This window comes from Mycobacterium sp. NGS61, assembly GCF_059812325.1.
Map to the genome: position 1 here is coordinate 522,697 of NZ_JCALCL010000002.1, position 24,446 is coordinate 547,142.

Annotated in this window: 21 protein-coding genes; 12 read left to right on the top strand and 9 right to left on the bottom strand. The window is 66.6% G+C overall.

Annotated features, from left to right (window positions below):
* Positions 1-12: 12 nt before the first annotated feature.
* Both AC5Y3Z_RS06980 and AC5Y3Z_RS06985 read right to left on the bottom strand, forming a co-directional pair.
* Positions 13-1,404 (bottom strand): fatty acid desaturase family protein, encoded by a 1,392-nt coding sequence (locus AC5Y3Z_RS06980; protein ID WP_463825467.1) that lies wholly within the window; start codon positions 1,402-1,404, stop codon positions 13-15.
* A gap of 28 nt (positions 1,405-1,432) precedes the next feature.
* Positions 1,433-2,530, bottom strand: a complete 1,098-nt coding sequence (locus AC5Y3Z_RS06985; protein WP_463825342.1) for a ferredoxin reductase — start codon at positions 2,528-2,530, stop codon at positions 1,433-1,435.
* Between the two features lie 365 nt (positions 2,531-2,895).
* On the opposite strand from AC5Y3Z_RS06985, the gene AC5Y3Z_RS06990 reads away from it, so the two are divergent.
* A complete protein-coding gene (locus AC5Y3Z_RS06990) occupies positions 2,896-4,278 on the top strand; it encodes a serine/threonine-protein kinase (protein ID WP_463825343.1) in 1,383 nt (460 codons plus the stop codon).
* 164 nt (positions 4,279-4,442) lie between these two features.
* On the top strand, positions 4,443-7,013 hold the full coding sequence (locus AC5Y3Z_RS06995) for an FHA domain-containing protein (protein WP_463825344.1): 2,571 nt from the start codon (positions 4,443-4,445) through the stop codon (positions 7,011-7,013).
* On the opposite strand, the gene AC5Y3Z_RS07000 is transcribed toward AC5Y3Z_RS06995, so the two are convergent.
* A complete protein-coding gene (locus tag AC5Y3Z_RS07000) occupies positions 7,014-7,706 on the bottom strand; it encodes a GAF and ANTAR domain-containing protein (RefSeq protein WP_463825345.1) in 693 nt (230 codons plus the stop codon). It abuts the gene before it with no gap.
* Between the two features lie 119 nt (positions 7,707-7,825).
* Positions 7,826-8,752: a M48 family metallopeptidase gene (locus AC5Y3Z_RS07005; protein ID WP_463825346.1), complete on the bottom strand. Its 927-nt coding sequence runs from the start codon at positions 8,750-8,752 to the stop codon at positions 7,826-7,828.
* Positions 8,753-8,925: 173 nt separating this feature from the next.
* Here AC5Y3Z_RS07005 and AC5Y3Z_RS07010 point away from each other — a divergent pair, with 173 nt between their 5' ends.
* The 3 genes from AC5Y3Z_RS07010 to AC5Y3Z_RS07020 are packed head-to-tail and all read left to right on the top strand — an operon-like array spanning position 8,926 to position 12,622.
* Positions 8,926-10,554, top strand: coding sequence for a class I adenylate-forming enzyme family protein (locus AC5Y3Z_RS07010; protein ID WP_463825347.1), 1,629 nt, complete (start codon positions 8,926-8,928; stop codon positions 10,552-10,554).
* Complete coding sequence (locus AC5Y3Z_RS07015; protein WP_463825348.1) at positions 10,547-11,320, top strand: class II aldolase/adducin family protein; 774 nt, start codon at positions 10,547-10,549, stop codon at positions 11,318-11,320. The genes AC5Y3Z_RS07010 and AC5Y3Z_RS07015 overlap by 8 nt, the downstream gene beginning before the upstream one ends.
* A gap of 33 nt (positions 11,321-11,353) precedes the next feature.
* Entirely contained in the window at positions 11,354-12,622 is a 1,269-nt protein-coding gene (locus AC5Y3Z_RS07020) for an amidohydrolase family protein (protein WP_463825349.1), read from the top strand.
* 64 nt (positions 12,623-12,686) lie between these two features.
* Here AC5Y3Z_RS07020 and AC5Y3Z_RS07025 read toward each other — a convergent pair whose 3' ends face one another.
* Both AC5Y3Z_RS07025 and AC5Y3Z_RS07030 read right to left on the bottom strand, forming a co-directional pair.
* On the bottom strand, positions 12,687-14,264 hold the full coding sequence (locus AC5Y3Z_RS07025) for a PE family protein (protein ID WP_463825350.1): 1,578 nt from the start codon (positions 14,262-14,264) through the stop codon (positions 12,687-12,689).
* Between the two features lie 88 nt (positions 14,265-14,352).
* The gene (locus AC5Y3Z_RS07030; protein WP_463825351.1) at positions 14,353-15,135 is read right to left on the bottom strand and encodes an SDR family oxidoreductase; all 783 of its coding nucleotides are present in this window, start codon (positions 15,133-15,135) and stop codon (positions 14,353-14,355) included.
* Positions 15,136-15,290: 155 nt separating this feature from the next.
* On the opposite strand from AC5Y3Z_RS07030, the gene AC5Y3Z_RS07035 reads away from it, so the two are divergent.
* Together AC5Y3Z_RS07035 and AC5Y3Z_RS07040 are read left to right on the top strand one after the other, a co-directional pair.
* Positions 15,291-16,088, top strand: a complete 798-nt coding sequence (locus tag AC5Y3Z_RS07035) for an SDR family NAD(P)-dependent oxidoreductase (protein WP_463825352.1) — start codon at positions 15,291-15,293, stop codon at positions 16,086-16,088.
* Between the two features lie 20 nt (positions 16,089-16,108).
* Positions 16,109-16,774 (top strand): hypothetical protein, encoded by a 666-nt coding sequence (locus AC5Y3Z_RS07040; RefSeq protein WP_463825354.1) that lies wholly within the window; start codon positions 16,109-16,111, stop codon positions 16,772-16,774.
* Here AC5Y3Z_RS07040 and AC5Y3Z_RS07045 read toward each other — a convergent pair.
* From AC5Y3Z_RS07045 to AC5Y3Z_RS07055, 3 genes are read right to left on the bottom strand one after another with little or no spacing between them, the layout of a single operon-like run.
* A complete protein-coding gene (locus tag AC5Y3Z_RS07045; protein ID WP_463825355.1) occupies positions 16,771-17,640 on the bottom strand; it encodes an NYN domain-containing protein in 870 nt (289 codons plus the stop codon). The genes AC5Y3Z_RS07040 and AC5Y3Z_RS07045 overlap by 4 nt on opposite strands.
* Positions 17,641-17,657: 17 nt before the next feature.
* The gene (gene fadD1 / locus AC5Y3Z_RS07050; RefSeq protein ID WP_463825356.1) at positions 17,658-19,241 is read right to left on the bottom strand and encodes a fatty-acid--CoA ligase FadD1; all 1,584 of its coding nucleotides are present in this window, start codon (positions 19,239-19,241) and stop codon (positions 17,658-17,660) included.
* A 17-nt stretch (positions 19,242-19,258) separates the two neighbouring features.
* On the bottom strand, positions 19,259-19,885 hold the full coding sequence (locus AC5Y3Z_RS07055) for a TetR/AcrR family transcriptional regulator (RefSeq protein ID WP_463825357.1): 627 nt from the start codon (positions 19,883-19,885) through the stop codon (positions 19,259-19,261).
* 102 nt (positions 19,886-19,987) lie between these two features.
* Between AC5Y3Z_RS07055 and AC5Y3Z_RS07060 the strand changes: the two genes are divergently transcribed.
* From AC5Y3Z_RS07060 to AC5Y3Z_RS07080, 5 genes are all read left to right on the top strand, one after another.
* Positions 19,988-21,205 carry an FAD-dependent oxidoreductase gene (locus AC5Y3Z_RS07060; protein ID WP_463825358.1) on the top strand — a complete coding sequence of 406 codons (1,218 nt, stop codon included), beginning with the start codon at positions 19,988-19,990 and terminating at the stop codon, positions 21,203-21,205.
* 99 nt (positions 21,206-21,304) lie between these two features.
* On the top strand, positions 21,305-21,550 hold the full coding sequence (locus AC5Y3Z_RS07065) for a hypothetical protein (protein ID WP_463825359.1): 246 nt from the start codon (positions 21,305-21,307) through the stop codon (positions 21,548-21,550).
* Positions 21,551-21,633: 83 nt separating this feature from the next.
* A complete protein-coding gene (locus AC5Y3Z_RS07070) occupies positions 21,634-22,320 on the top strand; it encodes a TetR/AcrR family transcriptional regulator (RefSeq protein WP_463825360.1) in 687 nt (228 codons plus the stop codon).
* A gap of 279 nt (positions 22,321-22,599) precedes the next feature.
* A complete protein-coding gene (locus tag AC5Y3Z_RS07075; protein WP_463825361.1) occupies positions 22,600-23,436 on the top strand; it encodes a mycofactocin-coupled SDR family oxidoreductase in 837 nt (278 codons plus the stop codon).
* A 36-nt stretch (positions 23,437-23,472) separates the two neighbouring features.
* On the top strand, positions 23,473-24,441 hold the full coding sequence (locus AC5Y3Z_RS07080) for an enoyl-CoA hydratase/isomerase family protein (RefSeq protein ID WP_463825362.1): 969 nt from the start codon (positions 23,473-23,475) through the stop codon (positions 24,439-24,441).
* Positions 24,442-24,446 lie beyond the last annotated feature (5 nt).

A 24,446-nucleotide genomic window follows, 5' to 3' on the forward strand; every position in this document is an offset into this window, starting at 1 on the left:
GCGCGGTGTTGGTCAGTCCTTGCCGCGGGGCGGTGGCTGTACCTCGACGCCGCTCTTCTTGTCTTCGGGTCCGGCGTCGGGGTGCTCGGCGGGTACCCGGTCCCGGAACCGGCCGGCCTCGCTGGCTTGCTGATCCGGGGTGGATCGGTTCTCGCTGCGGTACGGGCCGGGCTTCGGCCGCGGCTTACCGCCGGGCAGAGCCAGCCGAAAGATAGTGCGGTGCACCGTAAACCACTGCTTGGAGAACCGCCCGGTGTTGTAGGGCAGTTCGTAGCGTTCGCAGATGTCCTTGATCTTCGGTGCGATCTCGGAGTACCGGCTGGCCGGCATGTCCGGGTAGAGATGGTGCTCCACCTGGTAGCCGAGGTTGCCGCTGATCACGTGGAACAGCGGGCTGCCGTCAATGTTGGCGGCGCCGACGAGTTGGCGTAGGTACCACTCGCCACGGGTTTCGTCCTCGACTTCTTCTTCGCTGAATGTATAAGTCTGGTCGGGGAAATGCCCGCAGAAGATGATGGCGTGCGCCCAGACATTGCGGATGATATTGGCCAGCGCGTCGGCGGCCAGGGTACGCAGATAGGTGCTCTCTGCACCGGGCAGTACTTTGTCCAGGAATGTCGCCGTGCCGCCCAGGCGGCTGGTGCCGGGGAGCTTGCGCAGGCGGCGGCCGAGGCGGGACTGCGCGGGCTGATCCAGGCGCCCACCGGAGGCGAGTTGCACCAGCGCAAAGGCGCCGGCGCTGATCAAGGGCCAGCCGATGTAGTCCTTGATGACCTGCGAACGCACTTTGACCCCAATGCCTTTGAGGTCTTTACGTACCTCTGACCATGGCTTCTCCCGGGCCCGGATCGCTTCGATGTCCATGTCGTGCACCGCCACGCCCCACTCGAACAACAGCGTGAGCAACAAGTTGTAGAGCGGTTGTCCCAGGAAATAGGGCCGCCATTCCTGGTGGGGATCGATCCGCATGATCTCGTAGCCGAGATCCTTGTCCTTGCCGCGGATGTTGGTGAAGGTGTGGTGAATGTAGTTGTGCGAGTGCTTCCACGATTCCGCGGTGGAGGCGGTGTCCCAGTCCCATTTGGAAGAGTGGATATCGGGGTCGTTCATCCAGTCCCACTGCCCGTGCATGACATTGTGACCGATTTCCATGTTCTCCAGGATCTTGGCCATACCGAGGCAGGCGGTGCCCAGCACCCACGCGGTCCGTGACCGCGAAGCCAACAGCAGCACCCGGCCGACGACGACGATCTGGCGTTGCGCGGTGATGACGGACTTGATGTAGCGGCGATCGCGCTCGCCGAGGTCGGCGAACACCTCGTCGTGAATGGCATCGAGTTCTTTGCCGAGCTTTTCCCGTTCTTGTTCGCTCAGATGGGCGAACGGGCTTTGCGAGCGTTCCATAGTTGAGGTCACTTCGAGTTCCTTTCGATCACAGTTCGAGTTCGACGTCGCCCTCGGCGCTGTTGATGCAGATCCTGACGTCCTGTCCGGTGGGTTCGCTGACCTCGCCGGAGCGCAGATCGCGTAGCTTGCCCGATTTCAGCGTCCCGACGCAGGTGTGGCAGATGCCGATTCGGCACCCGTGGTCGAGTTCCAGTCCGGCGTTCTCCCCGGCTTCCAAAATCGATGTGCCGCCGTCACATTCGACCTTCTTGTCGCTCTTGAGGAAGCAGACCTCGCCGCCCTCGCCGTCACCGGCGTCGCCCCCGATCTTCGGCTGGAACCGTTCGTAGTGGAGGCGATCAGGATCGCCGTTCTCCTCCCAGTGTTCGATGAGCGCGTCGAGCATCTCCTCCGGTCCGGAGCAGAAAGCCTCACGCTCACGCCAGTCGGGAACCTCCTCGTCCAGGTCGCCGGGTTCGAGTCGGCCACGGTCCCCGGTCAGGCGGATGTCCAGGCGCATCTGCTCATGTCGGTCGTCGAGCTCCTCCAGGACCGACAGGAACATCACCTGCTCGCGGGTACGTGCGGAGTGGATGTGCACCACGTCGCCCAGTTGGTCGCGCCGGTCGAGGCTGCGCAGCATGCTCATGATCGGGGTGATGCCGCTGCCGGCGCTGATGAACAGCATCTTCTCGGGCAACGGGTCGGGCAGCGTAAACACACCCTCGATCTCGCTGAGCCGTACCAGTTCGCCGGGTTGAATTTTTTCCACCAGGTAGGGCGACACGACGCCGCTGTCCACTTTCTTCGGGGTGACACTGATCAACCCGTCGGCAGGCTCGGGATCCGAGGTCAGCGAATATGCGCGCCAGTGGTAGACGCCGTCGATCACCAGGCCGAGTCGTACGTACTGCCCGGGCTTGTGACCCGGCCATTCGTAGCCCGGCCGGATCAGGATGCTCGCCGCTTCCGAACCCTGTTTCTCGACCCGCTCGACCTTTCCGCGCAGCTCCTTCGTCGTCCAAAGCGGGTTGATCATCTCGATGTAATCGTCGGGCTGTAGCGGCTTGAACAGATTCCGCACAGCTTTGAGGAACAGACGACGGCCGCGGGGTACTTGAGGCTGAGCTCCACGTTCTGCCATTGGTCCAATAGTACACAGTTGTTCACTGAAAACCAGTAGGCCCTCAAAACTGTTGGGGCACAACATGAATGCATACAAGAACTGGACGCGAAAAATTGCAGGCGTTCACCGACTACCTGCTGGGGCTGAGCAGGATGCGCCTGGCGTCTGCGGCTGCATGACCGCAACCGCCATGCCCCGTCCGCGCGCGGCTCAAACCTCCGGAGTCAAACTTTCTGCACCGATACGCGCCTGATGCGACGACGGGCCGTCGGCCCTGCGCCCCGGTTGGGCGGTCGAATGAACCTCGCCGGCAGCCGCGCCCCACGTCCGTGACGGTCACAATGCCGGGTTTGCCGAGCCCTGGGGCAGGCTACTATGCCGCCATGCCGCTCGACGAAGGCTCGACCTTTGCTGGATACACCATTGTCCGGCAACTCGGGTCCGGCGGTATGGGCGAGGTTTACCTGGCGAAACACCCCCGACTGCCACGCCAGGACGCCCTGAAGGTGGTCAAGGCCGATGTTTCGGCCGACCGGGAATACCGGGAGCGGTTTCACCGGGAGGCTGAAACAGCCGCCGCCCTGTGGCATCCCCACATCGTCGCCGTGCACGACCGCGGCGAAACCGACGGTCAGCTGTGGATCGACATGGACTACGTCGACGGGACCGATGCCGGTGCGCTGCTCGACGAGCGGTATCCGAACGGTATGCCAGGTCCCGAGGTGGTCGAGATCATCACCGCGGTGGCTGAGGCGCTCGATTACGCCCACGAGCACAGGATGATCCACCGCGACGTCAAGCCGGCCAACATGCTCATCGCGCAGCCCGACTCACCGGACCGACGGATATTGCTGGCCGATTTCGGGATCGCCGGACTGGTGGGCGAGTCGACCGGTCTGACTGCGACCAACATGACGGTGGGCACCGTCGCCTACGCGGCGCCGGAACAACTCATGGGCAACGACCTCGACGGCCGGGCCGATCAGTATGCCCTGGCGGCGTCGGCCTATCAGCTGCTCACCGGGACACCGCCGTTTCAGCATTCGAACCCCGCCGTGGTGATCAGCCAGCATCTCACCGCGGCACCTCCGCCGATAGGGGAGCGCCGTCCCTCCCTGGCCGATCTGGATCCGGTCTTCAGCAAGGCGCTGTCCAAGGATCCCAAGGACCGCTACCTACGTTGCATCGATTTCGCACGGGCGCTCGGCCACCATCTCGGTGACACCGGCGACGCCGACGAAACCAACGTGTCGCTGCCCGCAGTGACGGCGCCACCGCGCCGGTCGCTGTTGCGGCCCGCCGTTGTCATCCCGGGGGTGTTGGCGATTCTGTTGGTCATCGCCGTCGTCTTCGCGTTGCAGGAGTTTCTGCGTGCCGACGAAGAAGAGCGGGCGGCGACGGCCGCGCAAACCACGACCACCACCAGTGCCAACGCCGCGCCGGCGCCGTCGGCAGCTGCCCCGCCCGAGTTGCCCTTCGTCGCCATCGGTGCCGAATGCGCCCTGCTCGGCGGCGAGGGTCAGACCACCGCCCGGGTCAAGGCGTATTGCTCCCCGTTGCAGGGCAGCAACAAAGAAACCGGCATCTGGTCGCTGACCGAAGGCCCGGTGGCCAGTCCCACCGCCACCTCTGCGCCGGGACCGGGCGAAACAGCGCTACCCAGTGAGCAGGAGACACCGGTCCAGGTGTGCGTACAGCAGACCGGGCAGACCCGATTGCAATGCCTGGAGGACATTCGCCGCGGCAGCGTCCCACCGCGCCGCTAACCGAATGCGCCTACCGCGGCGGACCACCTGCGCCCCGGATATTCAGCAGGGATAACGGTCGCGGAACGCCCGCGGCGGCGCCCAACTCACGCCGAGTCGGTCGGTAACACATATTTGACGCCTTCCTTCTTTAAATGACCACCGTGCCGATACAGTTGGGTGCGATGACCCAGACAGCTGCCCCACCTGTGCTGACCGTGCGTTATGACGGAGCCGAACGCACCTTCGCCGCAGGCCACGATGTAGTCATTGGGCGTGATCTACGCGCGGACGTCCGCGTGGCGCACCCCCTCATTTCCCGCGTGCACCTGTTGTTGCGCTTTGACCAGGGTCGATGGGTCGCCATCGACAATGGCAGCCTCAACGGGCTGTACGTCAACAACCGCCGCGTGCCGGTGGTCGACGTCCAGGACGGACAGCGCATCAACATCGGCAACCCCGATGGCCCGGCGCTGGAGTTCGAAGTCGGCCGCCGTAGCCAGGGTTCGGTGGGTCGCCCACCCCCGACGACGGCGATGGCGATACCGTCCCGGCCCAGCGGGCCCATCCCCGCGCAGGGCCCGCCACCGTCCGGAGCCAACTGGGGGCAACAACAGGCCCCGTCGACCCAGCGGATTCCGTCTGCGCCGCCGTCGGGACAGCCCCGTTACCCGTCGGGGCCGCAACCGATGCCGCCGCAACAGAGCGGGCCGCAGATCTATCGTCCCGCGGCGGCGCAGCAGCCGCCGCCGGTGATCGGCCGCACGGCCGACGTGGGCGGCCGGACGTCGATGATGAAGATCCTGCGGCCGGGCAAGGCCGGGGGCGACCTGCCGCCGAACGCGATCAAGATCGGTCGCGCCGACGACAACGACATCGTCATTCCCGAGGTGCTGGCATCGCGCCACCACGCGACGCTGATCCCGTCCGCCAATGGCGTTGAGATCCGTGACAACCGCAGTATCAACGGGACATTCGTCAACGGCACCCGGGTCGAATCCGCGATCTTGCGCGACGGCGACGTCGTCACCATCGGAAACATCGACCTCGTCTTCGCCAACGGCGCTCTCTCACGTCGCGAAGAGAGCCTGCTGGAGACCCGTACCGGCGGCCTCGATGTGCGCGGGGTGACGTGGACCATCGAGGGCAACAAGACGCTGCTGGACAATATCTCGCTCACCGCACGGCCGGGAATGCTCACCGCCGTCATCGGACCCTCGGGTGCCGGCAAGTCGACCTTCGCCAAGCTGGTGGCCGGGTATACCCACCCGACCAGCGGCACGGTCGCCTTCGAGGGCCACAACGTGCACTCCGAATACGCCTCGCTGCGCAGCAGGATCGGCATGGTGCCGCAGGACGACGTGGTGCACGGTCAGCTGACCGTACGGCAGGCGCTGATGTATGCCGCCGAGCTGCGGCTGCCGCCGGACACCACCAAAGAGGACCGCGAACAGGTGGTCGCCCGGGTCCTCGAGGAACTCGAGATGACCAAGCACCTCGAGACGCGGGTAGACAAGCTGTCCGGCGGTCAGCGCAAACGCGCCTCGGTGGCGCTGGAACTGCTCACCGGCCCGTCGCTGCTGATCCTCGACGAACCGACCTCGGGCCTGGACCCGGCGCTGGACCGCCAGGTCATGACCATGCTGCGGCAGTTGGCCGACGCCGGGCGTGTGGTGCTGGTCGTCACTCACTCGCTGACCTATCTGGACGTGTGTGACCAGGTGTTGCTGCTGGCGCCGGGCGGCAAGACCGCATTCTGCGGGCCGCCCAGCCAGATCGGTCCGGCCATGGGCACGACGAACTGGGCCGACATCTTCAGCACCGTCGCCGAGGACCCGGACGGCGCCAAGGCCCGGTACCTGGAACGGAACGGCCCGCCGCCCCCGGCGCCACCGGTGGAAAAACCCGCGGAGTTGGGCGAGGCGGCGCATACCAGCCTGCTTCGACAGTTCTCCACGATTGCCCGACGGCAACTGCGGTTGATCATCTCCGACCGCGGCTACTTCATCTTCCTGGCGATACTGCCGTTCATCATGGGTTCGCTGTCCATGTCGGTGCCCGGTGATGTCGGTTTCGGTACACCGAACCCGACCGGCGATGCACCGACCGAGCCGGCCCAGATCCTGGTGCTGCTGAACGTCGGCGCGGTCTTCATGGGCACGGCACTGACCATTCGCGACCTGATCGGTGAGCGGGCGATCTTCCTGCGTGAACAGGCAGTAGGTCTGTCCACCACCGCATATCTGCTGGCCAAGGTGTGCGTCTACACGATATTCGCGCTGGTCCAGTCGGCGATCGTCACGGTGATCGCGCTCATCGGCAAGGGCGGCCCGACCAAGGGCGCTGTCCTGCTGAGTCCGCCGGCTTTCGAACTCTACGTCGACATCGCGGCGACCACCGTCGCGTCGGCGATGCTGGGGTTGGTGTTGTCCTCGCTGGCCAAGACCAGCGAGCAGATCATGCCGCTGCTCGTCGTCGCGGTGATGTCGCAGCTGGTGTTCTCCGGCGGCATGATCCCGGTCACCGGCCGAATCGGGCTCGATCAGATGTCCTGGGTCACCCCGGCCCGGTGGGGTTTCGCGGCTTCGGCGTCAACGGTCAATTTGACAGAACTGTCGCACCTTCCGCAGATCCCCAGGGATTCACACTGGAAGCACACGGTGGGTGCCTGGTCGTTGGATATGGGCATGTTGGTGCTGCTCAGCGTCTTCTACCTCGGCTTCGTGCGCTGGAAGATCCGCCTGAAGAGCGGCTGATCACCCCGCCGTCTGCGCGCGGGTGTCGATGACGCGCTGCGCGATGTCGATGAGCTTGGAATTGCTCTCCTGCGACAACGCGCGCAGCATCTCGAAGGCACGCACGTCGTCGACGTTGTAGCGCTCCATGATGATGCCTTTGGCCTGCCCGATGCGGTCGCGGCTGGATAACGCGGTCTGCATGTTCTCGTCGTGGCGGCCGGCCAGGATCGCCGCGGCAGCGTGCGCCGCCAGCACGGTGCCGACGGTCTCCGCTTCGGCATCCCATACCCCGGGCGCAAACCCGAACAGGTTCAGCGCGCCCGCCGTGCGCTCCGCGGTGTAGAGCTTGAACGAGAGTCCGCTGCGCACGCCGAGTTCCAGCGCGGCCGGCGAGTATTTCGGCCAGCGCTGTTCGGTCTGGAAATCATCGGTCCGCACGATGGTGTCCTGCAGCGCGGCCTGATAGCAGGGGCCTTCTTGGAATCGGTGTTGGAGATCGTCGAGCTTCCCGGGCAGATCGCTGAAATCGCCGAGCGACTCGAACTTGCCGCTGCCATGGACCAGCAGAATTCCGGCGGTATCTGCCCCGGGTATCAACTCGACCGCGGTGGCGGTGACGTTCGCCAGGATCTGCTCGACGGAGCTCGGGGTGGCCAGGGTCCGGGCCAACTCGGCCATCCGCACGGCCAGTTCGTGTTTGTCCAGGATCATGCGGTCATGTCTACCCGGCGGGTGATCGCGCGCTGTCGGCGAGTACCCGACGACTGTCGGAGCGGCGCCTGGTACGGCGCCGCTCCACAGCCCGGACCCGACCCGGTCTTGGAGAGCAGCTACTGCCCCCAGCCGCCGGCGTGGGGTGGTGCCCAGTGGGTCGGCAGGGGCGCCACCGCGTGCGGTTGTTTCGGACGGAAGAACAGGGCGCCCGCGACGGCGCGGTTGCGCAGCGCCGACGCCCGCCAGGTGTTGACCGGATGCGACGCCACCATGTTGGACAGCCAGACGAAGAATCCGGTCTCCGACTCGGCCCGGTCCGCCATCCCGTCGAAGTCAACCCAGCGCAGCAGGTACTTGCCGGCGCTCAACACCCCGATGGCCCGCCGGGCGCCTTCCGGATGGAACGCGTACCCGTAGTTGTCCGCGGTGTACTCCATCGACCGGGACAGCGCCTGGCCCAGGAACGGGATCTTCATGGCCAGCTGGCTCAGCTGCCGCCAGTAGGAGGCGTGTCCGGCCGCGATGTGTCCCACTTCGTGACCGATGACGAAGGCGAGTGCCTCCGGGTCGCGCGCCTGGCCACCGACCTCGAACAGATCGCTGTAGACCACCACGTAACGGCGGAAGCCGTGACCGCTGGCGAAGGCGTTGATCTGGCCGTTGCCCAACACCACGTACGCGTCGGGGATTTCGGTGAGCCCGAACCGCTGCGCGGCCTGCGCCACCAACCAGTAGCCATCCGGAAACTGGGTGGGCGACATCTTGACGCCGTTCGTGCGTTGCCGGCCGTAGTTCAAGCCCCTGGCCAGGAACAGCACCAGTGGTGTGGCCAGCACCGAGAGCCACAGCAGGCTGCCGTGACCGGTCAGTACCACGACGGTGGCGATCAGGTAGAGCACGACGCTGGACAGGATGACCAGGACCAGCAGGCCGATCTCCCACGGGTGGCGGCTGGGCAGTTCCCGATAACCCACTGCACCGGGCGGTGCCCCGTGATGCGATCCGGGCGGATGATGATGTATCGGCGAATCGACGATGGCCATGACGGTCCCTTGGCTCCTGTGTGAAGTCGTTGCTCCGGTTGTGCACGGGCGACCATCAGCCTCCGGGCCCGCCCTTACAGGATTCTCTATAAATCCTTGGAGCGCGCTAAATCCTTGCCATGCGGGCCCCGGACCGTCTGCTCTGCGGCGCCCGTCGTTTCCTATCATTGGCTATGCACGCCGGCGCGCTGACGATCGCGCGATCGCCCGCGTTCACCGCCGAGGAAGTAGCCCGCTACCGCGCCGCGGGCTGGTGGTCGGAATCCACCTTGTCCGACGCGGTGCGGCGCAACGCCGAACGCCGGCCCGGTCGCACGGCCTACTGCGACCAGCGGGACGACCTGGCCACGACCACGCTGACCTGGCCCGAATTTGATGCTGCGGCGACCGCGCTGGCCCGGCAGCTCGCCGAGCACGGTGTGCGGCGCGGTGACCGGATCGGAGTCTGGCACGGCGATTCGGCGGCCCTGCACGTGCTGTTCGTCGGCGTCGAACGATGCGGCGCCGTCGTGGTCGGCATCGGCGCGCGCGCCGGCGCACGAGAAGTCGCCCAGTTGTTGGTGGCCACCGAGCCGAAGTTGGTGATCTGCGATCACCAGCGCGGCGTCGCCGCGGCGGGGGTGGTGGGCGGTAGGACAGTGCTGGTGTTGCGGGACGACCTGCGGTTGGATGATCGCGGCGGCCGGCCCGGCGCGGTGGGCGTCAGATCGCAGCTGGGACCCGACGACGTGTTCCTGATCAACTCCACCTCAGGGACCACCGGTCTGCCGAAGTGCGTGGTTCACACGCAGAACCGTTGGCACTACTTTCACCAGAAGGCCGTCGGCAATGGGCAGCTGACGCCCGAGGACGTGTTCCTTCCGGTGATACCGATGCCTTTCGGGTTCGGCATCTGGACCAGTCACACCACCCCGATCTATCTGGGTGCCATGGCGGTGATTCTGCGGCGGTTCACCACCGCGGCGGTGTGCGAAGCCGTCGCGCGGCACCGGGTCACTGTATTGTGCTGTGTCAGTACGCAATTGACGATGTTGATGGCTGACCCCGACACCCGCGGGTACGACTTGAGTTCGCTGCGGGTGGTGTTCACCGGTGGGGAAGCGCTGCCGTACCGCCCGGCGGCGGAATTCGAAGAACTGACTGGCGCGACAATTCTGCAGTTCTATGGCTCCAACGAAACCGGCGTGCTCAGTGGGACCACGCTGGACGACCCGCCGCGTCAACGGCTCCGCACCGGCGGTCGGATCATCCCGGAGATGTCGGTCCGGCTTTTCGACGGCGACCGCGATGTCACCGAGACCGGGCGCGGTCAGCCGGCCTGCCGCGGTCCGGCGACCAGCCTGGGGTATCTGAGCGGTTTGGCCGGCGGCGCCGACCATGACGCACTGTTCACCCGCGACGGGTGGATGCGGATGGGCGACATCTGCCAGATCGACTCTGACGGATACCTGACCGTCACCGGCCGAACCTCGGACTTCATCCTGCGGGGCGGCAAGAACATCAGCGCCGCCCAAGTCGAGGATGCGGCGATGACGCATCCCGCACTCGCGGTGACCGCTGCCGTCGCGATGCCCGACCCGGTGTTCGGCGAGAAGGTGTGCCTCTACGCCGAACTCGTCGATGAGCGGCGTATCGAGTTGCCCGCACTCGTCGAACATCTGCTGGCACTTGGCGTTTCGAAAGAGCTGCTGCCTGAACGGCTCATCGTGCTCGACGAGCTGCCCCGTTCGTCCGGGGGAAAAGTGGCCAAAGGTCAACTCCGTGAGGATATTCGGCGCAGAATGGAGACAGGCGATGAGTGAACCGCAGGCGCGACAAGGCGGGTTGCAGGTATGGGCGCCGGCGGTGCTGCCCCCGATCGGAGTCGACCTGTCCGATGAACAGGCGCTCGCGGTGGCGTTCCGTCATCTGGCGTCCATCGGGTTCGCCGAGAACATGGCCGGGCACATCACCTGGCAACTCGACGGTCGGACCGACATGTTGGTCAACCCGTGGGGGTTGTGGTGGCAGGAACTCACCGCCTCCGATATCTGTGCGGTGGACTCGGACGCGCGGGTGATCCGGGGCCGGTGGGACGTCACCCCGGCGATCCACATCCACACCGAGCTGCACCGGGTCCGCGACGACGCGCGGGTGGTCATCCACAATCACCCGTACTACGTGTGCGTGCTGGCCGCACTGGGCAGGTTGCCCGAACTCCTGCACCAGACCGGGGCCCTGTTCACCGACGACCTGTGCCTGGTCGAGTCCTACGGCGGGGAAGTGGACAGCCCCACTCGCGCAGCAGATCTCGCGGCACACATCGGTGGCGCCAACCTGACGATTCTGGCGAATCACGGTGTCATCGCCACCGGGCGCACCCTGCCGGAAGCCGTCTATCGGGCGGCATCCATTGAACGGGTGTGCCGACTGGCCTACGACGTGCTGCTGACCGGCCGCGAACCGGCACAGATGCGGTGGTCGGACATGGCCGGCATGCAGGCCTCGCTGATCGAACGTGCCGCCGATGTCTACTGGGCGGGTGCGGCCCGCATGACGATCAAAGCCGACCCCGATGTGCTCAGCTGATTCCGGCTCGCCCCAACCGAGGAGGCCCGCGACGTGAAATCGATTGACGACCTGGCCGGCGACCTGAACTTCACCACCGCCAAGACGGGGGAGGACCGCTCGGTCACATTTCTGCCGGATCCGCCCCGAGCGCGACGGCACTACACCCTGATCTCGGTGGACGATCACATCGTGGAACCGCCGGACACCTTCACCGGTCGGTTGCCGCGCAAGTTCGCCGACCGCGCCCCGAAAGTCGTCGACACCCCGCAGGGCGGACAGACCTGGGTGTATGACGACCAGATACTGCCCAACGTCGGCTTCAACGCGGTGGTGGGGCGGCCGGTATCCGAGTACGGGTTCGAACCGGTCCGGTTCGACGAAATGCGCAGGGGCGCTTGGGATATTCATGCGAGGGTCGCGGACATGGACCTCAACGGCATCTACGCGTCGCTGAACTTTCCGTCGTTCCTGCCGGGGTTCGCCGGGCAGCGGCTGCAACAGGTGACCAAGGATCGCGACCTGGCGTTGGCCGCGGTGCGGGCCTGGAACGACTGGCATCTGGAAGCCTGGGCCGGGCCCTACCCCGACCGGATCATTCCCTGCCAACTGCCCTGGCTGCTGGATCCCGAACTCGGCGCGGCCATGATCCGCGCGAACGCCGAACGGGGTTTCCACGCGGTGACGTTCAGCGAGAACCCTGCGCTGCTCGGGTTGCCGAGCATCCACTCGGGACACTGGGATCCGGTGATGGCGGCCTGCGCCGAGACCGGCACCGTGGTCAACCTGCACATCGGCTCGTCCGGTTCGTCCCCGTCGACCACCGAGGACGCCCCGCCCGATGTGCAGGGTGTGCTGTTCTTCGCCTACGCGATATCCGCTGCGGTGGACTGGCTGTACTCCGGGCTGCCCAGCAGGTTCCCGGAACTCAGGATATGCCTGTCCGAAGGCGGAATCGGCTGGGTGGCCGGGTTATTGGACCGGCTGGACCATATGCTGAGCTACCACGAGATGTACGGCACCTGGCAGGCGTTGAAGGAAAAACTCACTCCCGCAGAGGTTTTCACCCGCAACTTCTGGTTCTGCGCGGTGGAGGACAAGTCCTCGTTCGTCCAGTACAACCGGATCGGCATGGACAACATCATGCTGGAGGCCGACTATCCACACTGCGACTCGACGTGGCCGCACACCCAGCGGACCGTTCACGAAGAGATCGGCGGGCTGCCGCCCGAAGTGATCCGGAAGATCACCTGGCAGAACGCATCCCGGCTCTACCAGCACCCGGTGCCGGCCGAGATACAGCGCAACCCCGACGTATTCTGAGCGGGATCGCCGGGCCCGGGTGGGCGCCGAAGCGTACCGCTGCACGACGACCGGTCCGTGGTGGCTATATCAGTCCGTTCACACCGTCGGCGCCGAACAGGAGTCCGCCGGTGCCCCCGGTCCCGGCCGTGGCGCCCGGGTTGACGCCGAATCCGGCGTTGCCACCGTTTCCGCCGTTGCCGAACAGCTCGGCGTCGCCGCCGTTGCCGCCGTCGCCGGCCACGAAGCCGGTGCCGTCTCCGCCGGCCCCACCGGCTCCGCCCCCGCCGATGAGTGCGGCGTCGCCGCCGGCGCCGCCCTTCCCGCCAGCTGCCGAGCCCGACGACCCGCCTGCGCCGCCGTCGCCACCATCGCCGATCAGTGCTGCGGCGGTACCGCCTGCGCCACCCGCTCCACCGCCGGCGTTGCCGGTCCCGCCGCGTCCGCCCCCGCCACCGCTGCCGACCAGTCCCGCGGCGTTTCCACCGGCACCACCGGCACCCCCGGCAAGTTGCCCGTCGCCGCCGGTCCCACCGCTGCCGCCATCGCCGTAGAGCATGCCGGATCTGCCGCCGTCCGCTCCCGCTCCGCCGTTGCCGGTGGCCGACAGCCCAGCCCCACCGTTTCCGCCGGCGCCGCCACCGCCGATCAGCAGCCCGCCGGCCCCGCCGGTGCCGCCGCTGCCGCCGGTGTTGAGGCTGGCACCGCCGGCTCCGCCGTCCCCTCCGGTGCCGAAGAAGCCGGCCCCACCGACGCCGCCGGTGCCGCCGGTGCCTCCCCGCACGTCACCTTGGCCGCCGTCGCCGCCGTGCCCGCCGGCGCCGAACAGCAGTCCGCCGGCTCCGCCGACGCCACCGGTGCCGCCGGTGCCACCGGTGCCGCCCTGGCCGCCGGAGCCACCGGCCCCGCCGCTGCCGAACAGCGACCCTCCTGCTCCGCCGGCCCCGCCGTTGCCTCCGAGACCGCCGAAGCCGAGACCACCGCTGCCCCCGGCACCGCCATGTCCGAACAGCAGTCCGGCGGCCCCGCCGTTGCCGCCCGCCAGGAGGAACCCGCCGGCGCCGCCCGCCCCGCCGTTGCCGACCAGCAGCCCGCCCCGCCCGCCGTTGCCGCCGATACCGCTGTCGCCGAGACCACCCAGCGTGCCTGCCCCGCCCGCCCCACCGTTGCCGATCAGGCCGGCTGCTCCGCCGTTGCCACCCCGTTGTCCCAGGGCCGACCCCGACCCGCCGGCCCCGCCGTTGCCGTACAACAATCCACCGGCGCCGCCGTCGGCACCCGATCCGGGGGCGGCATTCGCTCCGTTGCCGATCAGCGGGCGTCCCAGCAGGGCCTGGCTCGGCGCGTTGATCAGGTCGAACACACTCTGCAGGGGTGCTGCCGCGGCTGCCTCGGCGCTGGCGTAGGCGGTGCTCGAAGTGGCCAGGGCCCGCACGAACTGGTCGTGATAGCGCCCCAATTGGGTGCTCACCGTCTGATACGTCTGGCCATAGCTGTTGAACAGTGCTGCCACGGCGCCCGAGATCTCGTCGGCGCCGGCCGCGAGCAGCGTCGTCGTAGGTCCCGTCACCGCGTTCCCGGCGGCGCTCAGGTTGGCGCCGACGCCGGCAAGATCTGTTGCGGCATAACCGATTTGCTCGGGTACGGTGGTTAGGAACGACATGGTCTCCTCCTGGCTCGATGCCCAGTTCCGCGTTGGCTAACTGTAGGTGAACTCGACTCGGTCCAGGCGTTTTTCGACCATTCGGGGATCAGGTGACCCACTCGGGCTGCGCGTCGGTCTCGACGGCGGAGAAATCCTTATGTCCCAGGCCGGCGACACAGCCGCCGTCGACCACGAACTCCGAACCCGTGGAGTAGCTGGATTCGTCGCTGGCCAGGTAAACCACCAGGCTGGAGACCTCCTCGGGTTCGGCGGCCCGGCCCAGGGCGGTCTGGAAGATGTCTTCGGGCACCCATTCGGTCATTGGCGTCTTGATCAGGCCGGGGTGGATGGAGTTCACCCGGATTCCACTGGGCCCCAACTCGAGTGCGGCGGATTTGGTCAGGCCCCGAACCGCGAATTTGGTGGCCGTGTAGCCGTGGCAGGCGATGGTGCCGGCCAGGCCCTCGATGGAGGAGATGTTGATGATGGACCCGCGGCCCGCCGCCTTCATCGGTTTGACCACCGCCCGGATGCCCAGGAAGACGCCGGTCAGGTTGATGTCGAGGATGCGCTGCCATTCGGACAGCGCGTAGTCCTCGAAGGTTCCGATGTTGATGATGCCGGCGTTGTTGACCAGGATGTCGAGGCGGCCGAACTCGCCGAGCGCGGTTTCGACGGCAGCGTCCCATTGTTCGGGCTGGGTGACGTCGAGGTGCAGGTAACGGGCGGCGTCGCCGACTTCTGCTGCGACGGCGGCGCCCTCGTCGTCGAGGATGTCGCCGAACACCACTTTGGCTCCTTCGGCGACCAGCGTCCGGACGTGGGCAGCGCCCATGCCGCGGGCGCCACCGCTGATGAGGGCAACCTTGTCGGCCAATCGATTCGGCATGGACTCTCCTCGGAATCGAGACGTTGGGTGTGCCGGTAATCGTGGCACACGGTGAAATCAGCGGTGTCCGCCTACCGGGGAGCCAGTGCGGAGTGCCCGGGTGCCCAACACCCAGACGTACCGGGTGTTCGACGAAGTCGACTAGCGTCTTTGCTATGGAACTCACCGGCAAGACTGTCCTGCTCACCGGCGCGACCGGCGGCCTCGGCCGCGCGATCGCCAAGGCACTCGCCGACAGCGGCGCCCGGCTGATCCTGAGTTCACGCAAGCAGGACGAACTCGACGAACTCTCGGCTTCGCTTGCCGGCCAAGGGCACCGGACGATCGTCAGTGACCTCGCGGAGCCCGGCGCCGCACCGGCACTGCTGGCCGATGCGGGCGAGATCGACGTATTGGTCGCCAACGCCGCGCTGCCGGCGTCGGGCAGGTTGGACACTTACAGCGCCGAGCAGGTCGGCCGGGCGTTGCGAGTCAATCTGGAAGTGCCGGTGCAGCTCACCCGCGAACTGATCCCGACGTTCACCGGGCGCGGATCGGGGCACTTCGTCTACATCTCGTCGATTTCGGGCAAGGCAGCCACCGCCCGCGCATCGTTGTACGCGGCAACCAAGTTCGGGCTGCGCGGTTTCGCGCTGTGCCTGCGCGACGACCTGCGCTCGGCCGGCATCGGTGTGTCGGTCGTCAGCCCCGGTGCGATCGGCGGCGCCGGGATGTTCGCCGATTCCGGTGCCGCCGCGCCGCCGCTGATCGGCACCGGAAAGCCCGAGCAGGTGGGCGACGCGGTGGTCAAGGCGATCCGGCAGAATCGCGGCGAGATCACCGTCGCCCCACTGCGCCAGCAGGTACTGGCGCGGTTCGCGGCCAACGCCCCCGAGCTGGCGTCCCGTCTGGGTGGCGATATCGCGGCCAAGGCGGCTGACCAGATCGCCGCCGGGCAAACCGACAAACGGTGAGGTAGTGGCATCCTGGCTTGGTGGGAGTGCTGTTTCGGCTTATCGAGTTGCTGCTGCTGGTGTTACCGCTGGTGGGGTTGATTGCAGCCGGTATCAAAGCGCTGTCGTCCTTCCAGCGGCCCGGCCGCCCGCAGGGCCCCGCCGCGTCCGAAACCCCTGCCGTGCGCAGCCAACCGACCGCAACGCCGGCGGCGCACTGGCGGGCCGTCAGACGCGCACTGGACGCACACGAGCAGACCGATGCCCGTTGGCTGGAGTACGAATTGGACCTATCGCGGCTGCTGGACTTCCCGGTGATGACCGATATGCGCAATCCGCTCACCATGAAGTTCCACAAGGCGAAACTGCGGGCAGACCTGCACAAGCCGGTGCGTGCGGAAGATCTCTTCGACGACCGGGAGGCCGCGGGGCGCTACCTCGATGCTGTCGAGGACTACGTCACCGCGTTCGACGCCGCGGAAGCCGAAGCGATGCGCCGGCGCACCAACGACTTCTCCACCGAGGAACAGCAGCGTCTGGTGCGGGCGCGGAGCCTGTTCCGGGTCGCCGCGGACGACGGCGCCACCGCCCAGGAACGCCAGCGCGCCTACGCGTTGGCGCGTACCGAACTCGACGGTCTGATCGTGTTGCCGGCAACCACCCGGGCGGGCATCGAGCGTGGTATCGCCGGCGAGATCGATCGTTAGGAGCTGTCGTTCTTCAGGCGCACCATCCGGGTGGTGGTGCTCTCGTCGAGGTCGACCAGATCGCTGCGGGACCGCAGGAAGTCGCTGAAAGACTTGAATCCCAGGGACTTTTCGCTGAATGACGGGTTCATCCGTTTCATTTGTGCTTTGACGATGGAATTGTGCAGCCAGTCGGCATCGTCTTTTTCCTGGCTGATGCGAAGGGCGCGCTCGAGCAGCCCGGTCGCGGCGGCCTGCGGGTCGGGCGCCGGCGCCTCGTCTTCGGGTTCGGCGGCGCTGGCGTGGCGGCCGCGCTTGCGCGGCGCAGGCGCGGCGGCGGTGGTGGAGATCCCGGGCAGTGCGTCATAGGTGACGAACTCGTCGCAGGCGGCCGCCAGCGATCCGCTGCTGGCACCGGCCACGCCGATCCCGACCACGTAGCGGCCCAGTCGTTTGCAGCGTTGCGCCAGCGCGATGTAGTCCGAGTCGCCACCGACGATCACCACGTGCGTCAGGTCCGGCAGCCGGAACATGTCCTCGACGGCGTCGACCGCCAACCGGATGTCGGCGCCGTTCTTGCCGTAGGAGGCCGCCGGAAACAGCTGAACGAGGTCGACGGCGCGCCCGACCAATTGGCCGTGGTAGTTGGCGTTGACCTCCGCGGACCAGTCAGCGTATGCGCGGGTGAGCACCAGCGTGCCGAACGAGGACGCGAAATCCATGATCGCGCCCAGGTCGACGGTGGCCACCCGCAGTTTGTCTTTGTCCAGGCCCTTGGCCTTGTCCCGCTGGAAGGTGTTGCGGCCGTGCACCTGGTCATAACGCGAGATGACGATGTTGTCGAAGTCGAAGTAGACGGCGACGCGGGTTGCGCTGGAGTCGGTCATCCGGCCATCGTCCGTCATCAGCGGCCCACACACGAATACGCGGTGCCCCGTTCCTCGCGCACCCACAACGACTCGGCCGCACCGATGGCGGTCCCTTCGGCGATCAACTGGCGTTTGAGCACCTTGTGGGTGGCGGTGCTGGGCAGCTCGGCGGCGATCCGGAGGTACCGTGGCCACGCCTTGCGCGACAGGTCCGGCTGCGCGTCGAGGAACGCTTCGAAAGAGTCGGGGTCGAAGGCGCGAGCTTCGTGCAGCACGATCGCGGCCATTACCTGGTCGCCCACCCGTCCGTCCGGAACCGCGTACACCGCCACCCGGTTTATTGCGTTGTGCCGCAACAGAACTCGCTCGATAGGTGCGGCCGCCAGATTTTCCCCGTCCACCCGCATCCAGTCGGCGGTGCGCCCGGCCAGATAAATCCAGCCCTCGGCGTCGCGGTAGGCGAGGTCACCGGACCAGTACATGCCGTGCCGCATCCGTTCGGCGTTGGCTTCGGGGTCGTTGTAGTAGCCGGCGAACAGTCCCGAACCCGTCGTGTTGACCAATTCACCCACGGCTTCGTCGGCGTTGAGCAGGGCGCCGTGTTCGTCGAAGCGGGCCGCCGGGCACTCGGTGACGGTGTCGCTGTCGTAGACCGCGACGCCGGTCATCCCCTTTCCGATCGAACCGGGCGGAGTGCCGGGTTCGCGTACCACGATGACCGCGTTCTCGGTGGAACCGAAACCGTCCTCGACCCTGGTGTCGAAGCGCCGTGCGAACTCCTTGATGTCCTTCTCGTTGGCCTCGTTGCCGAAGGCCACCCGCAGCGGGTTGTCGGCGTCGTCGTCCCGTTCGGGAGTGGCCAGGATGTAGGCGAGCGGTTTGCCGACGTAGTTCATGTAGGTGACGTTGTGGCGGCGGATGTCGCTGAGGAACCGGGTTGCTGAAAATTTCGCCGGCACCATGGCGGCACCGGAGACCACAGCCGGCGCCCAGCCGGCGACCACGGCGTTGGAATGGAACAGCGGCATGGACACATAGCAGGTGTCCGCCGCGGTCAAGGCGAAGCGGTCGGCGAGATTGCGCCCGGCGAACACCGGCATCAGGTGCGGGAATTGCACAGCTTTCGGATTGCCGCTGGTACCCGAGGTGAAGATCATCATGAATGCGTCCATCATCTCGACCTGGCGGTGGGGGACCAGTGCGCCCGCACCGGCGATCATCTCCGTCCACTCCGGGGTCGAGGTGTCGAGGACCAAGGTGTCGCCCAGATCCAGGCCATCCAGCAGCGACCGCTGCTCGGCATCGGTGACGACGATCTGACAGTCCGAGCGCCGGATGTCGGCGGCCAGCGCCGCGCCCCGGCGGGTGGTGTTCAGTCCGCACAGCACATAGCCGCCGAGTCCGGCCGCCGCCATCTGCGTCAGCATGTCCGGCGTGTTGCCGAGCAACGAGCCGATGTGCAGCGGCCGGTCCGGGTCGGCAACAGCCAGCAGGGCGGCGGCCTGGGCTGCGGACTTGGCCAGGTATTCACGCCAAGTCCATTGCAGGTCACCGTATTTCACCGCGATTGCCGGATCGTCGAGCCGCTGCCGCAGCAGCGATTGGATTGTCTCGGTCATGGGTTCGGTTCCATCCGTCATCGGTGGTGCGCATCGAGGTAGTTGCTCAGGATCTCCACGAGGGCCCGGCGCTCCTTGCTGGTGTCCACCGGTCCGGGCATGACCAGTTGGCCGGCGACCATGCCGCGCAATGTGGTCAGCAGATGTCCGCCGATGGCGGCGCTCTGGGTGGGGTCCAGGTCACGGTCGAGGGCGGCGCCCAAGGCGTCGAATGTCTTCCCCAGTCGTTTCAGATGGCCGGTGGCGGTGGTGCCGCGGCTGGCGCGGGTGCCGATCAGGATCTCGGTGGCCGCGCGCGCGGCGGGGCTCGACATCGCCTGCCACGCCGCGCTCACCACCGAACTCACCCGTTCGCGGGTCGGGGTGTCCGGCGTGGCGGGCGGCAACGACTGCAGGGCGTCGAGCAACTCGCTGAACCCGCGGTCGACCACCGCCATCAGCAGTCCGTCGCGGTCACCGAAGTGATACTGGATCACTCCCCAGGTGACGCCCGCGGTGTCGGCGATGTGTCTGCCGCTGGCGGCGGCGATTCCCTCGTCGAGCACGATCTGGACCGTGGTGTCGATCACCGTGGCGCGAGTGCGGTGCGCCCGGATCTGGTTGCCGTGCGCGGGCCGAGTCGGGGCGATTCGTCGCGACGTCACTGTGCGAAGACCTGGATGCAGAACATTGCACCCGTCAGGTTATTCCAGTCGTGCGCCTCGCTGCACGGCGGATCCGGTCCGGCGAGTCCTATGCTTGCCCCAATGGCCGAGCAGACGACGTGCGCAATCATCGGGGGCGGCCCGGCGGGCATGGTGCTGGGTCTCCTACTGGCCCGTGCGGGCGTGGACGTCACGCTGCTGGAGAAGCACGGCGACTTTCTGCGCGACTTCCGCGGTGACACGGTGCACTGCTCGACGATGCGGCTGCTCGACGAGCTCGGGTTGTGGGAGTCGTTCTCGGCCTTGCCATTTACCGAAGTCCGTAAAGCGGCGTTCAATTCGAATGGCCGATCGGTGACCTACATCGACTTCGAGCGACTGCGCCAGCCGCACCCTTTCATCGCGATGGTGCCGCAGTGGGATCTGTTGAACCTCCTTGCCCGTGCCGCCCGTGCCGAACCGGCGTTTTCACTGCGGATGAACACCGAAGTCACCGGGCTGATGCGCGAGGGCGACCGGGTCGTCGGCGTGCAGTACCGGGGTCCGGACGGGCCCGGTGAACTGCGGGCTCACCTGACCGTCGCCTGCGACGGCCGCTGGTCGATCGCGCGTCACGAAGCAGGACTGCGTGCGCGCGATTATCCGGTGAAATTCGATGTGTGGTGGTTCAAGTTGCCGCGCGACGACGACACCGAATTCTCTTTCCTGCCGCGTACCGCGCCGGGCAAGGCGCTGGGAGTCATCCCACGCGAGGGGTACTTCCAGATCGCCTACATCGGCATCAAAGGCACGGACGCACAGTTGCGCGCCCGGGGCGTGGCGGCATTCCGCCGCGACGTGGCCGCGTTGGTGCCCGAGGCGGCGGAGTCGGTGGACGCGCTGGCCTCGATGGACGACGTCAAGCACCTCGACGTCCGGGTGAACCGACTGCGCCGCTGGCACTGCGACGGGTTGCTGTGCATCGGGGACGCCGCACACGCGATGTCACCGTTGGGGGGCGTCGGGATCAACCTGGCGGTGCAGGACGCGGTGGCGACCGCGACGATCCTGGCCGAACCGTTACTGGCGCGGCGGGTCACCGGCCGTGAGCTGGCAGCGGTGCGCCGACGCCGCATTCTTCCCACCGCGGTCACCCAGTTCGTGCAGCGGATTCTGCACCGCGGGCTGCTGGGCCCGCTGCTGCGTGGGGCTGACCCGGCTCCGCCGGCGGCTTTGCTCACCGTCGTGCGGCGGTTGCCCTGGTTGACGGTGATTCCGGCGTACTTCATCGGGGTCGGAGTGCTGCCCGAGCATGCGCCGGCATATGCCCGTCGCCCGTGACGCTGTGCTCCGGCCCACTATCGGGTCGCGATTCGATTCCCGCCGGTATGGGTAGCCATCATCAGTGACATGGCTCCACGAGCCGAGAGGGGACGCAACGTGAATATCAAAAAGACGGCAGGAACAGCATTGATCGCGGCCGCCCTGGGCGCCGGATCGCTCGGCCTGGGCATCGGTACCGCGCAGGCAAAACCAGGCCCGCACATCCCGGGCCCGCCGCCGATTCCGCCCGGACAGGTGGACGGGTGGCAGCAACTGCCGCCTGGGCAAGTCAAGCAGTTCTGCCCGTGGCAATCGCCTCCTGGCCACTGGATCGGTGGCCCGCACGGCATCCCCTGCACCTGATCAGCCGAACACCGCTAGGGGCATTTCCGCGGTATAGCGCGGGTCGACCCGGGGTGGGTTCTCTATCAATGTAGAGTTCGTTCGTGCCCCCAGTCAGGGATAAGCGCCGTAAGCCGAACTCCGGCGAGCGCCGCCGCGACCTGTGCGACGCGGCGATTCAGCTGTTGGCCGACGACGGTGCCAAAGGTTTGAGCCACCTGAAGGTGGACCGCAAGGCCAATGTCCCCGCGGGTACCACGTCGTTCTACTTCCGCACCCGATCAGCCCTGTTGCTTGCGGTGGCCGAGCGGCTGACCGAGTTGGACCTCGCCAACCTGCAGGCGGTGGCGGACGAGTCCGACACCGGCCGGGCGCAGCGCTCGCCGTCGCTGCTGGCGCAGGTGGTGATCCGGTCCGGCCACGAACCGGAGTTGTCCCGGACCCGGGCCAGGTACGAGCTGACGATGCAGGCGGCCCGCGATCCGGAATTGGCAGCCACCCTGGCGCAGGGAACGAACGCCTTCACCAAACTGCATCGCGAGATTCTGGTGCAACTGATGCCGCGCGGCGCCGAAATGGAATCCGCCGTCATCGAAGACCTGAGCAACATAACCTTGACCTTCATCAACGGTCTGTTGGTGCGTTTTGCCCACGGCGACCGGATCGTCGACAGCGCCGAACAACTCGACACGATCCTGGCGGCCCTAGCCACCGGCATTCTCAAGAGCCCGGCGAAGGGACGACTGACGGGCACCGGCAACCCGGCCCCGGCTGGCCGGCGCGAGACCTAGGCGCCCCGGCTTCGGCGCGGCACGCCGTGTCGGGTCTTGCCTCGGAACCCGCCGTGTGGTTCTCTACGAGTATAGAGAATATTCCTATGGCGGCCTCGGTGAGAGCCCGGACCGATTGCCTGTCAAAGCAGTGCGCCACGCAACCTTCCGGGCGTCTCCGGCAGGTGAAAGGGTCGGCGGCAGGAGGGTTTTCGTGACGGCAAGCACCGACACTCAGGTCCACTTCGATCCCCACCAGGTCGGTCTGATCGCCGACCCGTACCCGATGTTCGCGCGGCGATGACCGGCCGGGTCGCGGGTAAGGTCGCGCTGATCAGCGGGGCCGCGCGGGGCCAGGGCCGCTCCCACGCGGTGCGACTGGCCCAGGAAGGCGCCGACATCATCGCGGTCGACATCTGCGGACCGGTCGAAAACATGGCCTACCCGCATTCCACGCCGGCAGATCTGGACGAAACCGTCGACCTGGTCACGGCTCTGGGTCGGCGCATCGTGGCCGTACAGGTCGACGTGCGTGACTACGACGCGTTGAAGTCCGCGGTGGACGGCGGGGTCGCGCAACTCGGCCGACTCGACATCGTCGTCGCCAATGCCGGCATCGGCACTTTCGGCAACAAACTGCACAAGATCCCGGAGCAGATCTGGCAGGACATGATCGACGTCAACCTCTCCGGCGTCTGGAAGACTGTGAAAGCCGGTGTGCCACATGTGATTGCCGGAAAACGGGGCGGTTCAATCGTGCTGACCGGCTCAGTCGGATCACACAAGGCGCTTGCCTACACCGGCCACTACATCGCGGCCAAGCACGGCGTCATGGGATTGATGCGCAGCTTCGCCGTCGAACTGGGGCAGCACATGATTCGCGTCAATTCGGTGCACCCCAGCCAGGTCAACACACCGATGACGATGAACGAGGTGACGTTTCGGCTGTTCCGGCCGGATCTGGAGAATCCCGGCCCCGAAGACTTTGCCCCATTTTCGCAGATGACGCACACGTTGCCGGTCCCGTGGGTGGAGGCCGTCGACATCAGCAACGCGGTGCTGTTTCTCGCTTCGGACGAATCTCGTTATATCACCGGCGTTTCGCTGCCCGTCGATGCCGGCGCGCTCCTCAAGTGATCCCCGACTCAACCAAGTAACAGAACTGGAGAACTGATGCCCGAGTACGACTACGAAGAGCTGAAAAAAGAAGCCGAGCAGTACATCAGGTTCGAAAAGGACGTCAAGAACCGGATCGCGTACATCACATTCGACCGGCCCGAGGCACAGAACTCCACCACACTGGGGATGCGGCAGAACTACGCCGACATCATCCACAAATGCAACGTGGACGACGAAGTCAAGGTGGTGGTGATCCGCGGTGAGGGCGAGGATTTCGGCAGCGGCGGGGACCTGCCCGAACAGCGCGGCATGCTGGAGAACCCGGGCATGCCGCTGCTGCACGAACTCGCGATCAACGACGACGACGTGAAGTACCCACCGGGCGGGTCGTACCGCTACCTGTCCACCGTCACCGACTTCTACGCCAAGGCGAAGGCCGGCAACCGTCCGCTGCAGGAACTTCGCAAGATCAGCATCATCGAGGCCAAGGGTTACTGCTACGGCTGGCACTTCTATCAGGCCGGCGATGCCGACCTGGTGATCTCCTCCGACGATGCACTGTTCGGTCACCCCGCGTTCCGCTACGTCGGCTGGGGCCCGCGGTTGTGGTGGTGGGCCGAGACGATGGGCCTGCGTAAGTTCTCCGAAATGCTTTTCACCGGAAGGCCGTTCAGCGCCAAGGAAATGTACGAGTGCGGGTTCGTCAACAGCGTCGTGCCCCGCGACAAGCTGGAAGCCGAGACCGAGAAGTACGCGCTGGCGTGTTCGCGTTCCCGCCCGACCGACACCGTCGCGGTGCAGAAGACGTTCCTGGAGCTCTACAAACAGCACAAAGGTGAGTACTTCGGCAGCCTGCTCACCGGCATGGTGGAGGGCATGCTGCCGATGATCGCCAACGACGCGCAGGAGGTCGACCTGACCGCGGGCACTTTCGAGAAGGGCCTCAACAACGTAGTCAAGGACAACGACCTGAACTTCCCGCCGGAGTGGCGGCTCAGTCGATCGGGACGCAAGAAGCCCTGATCGTG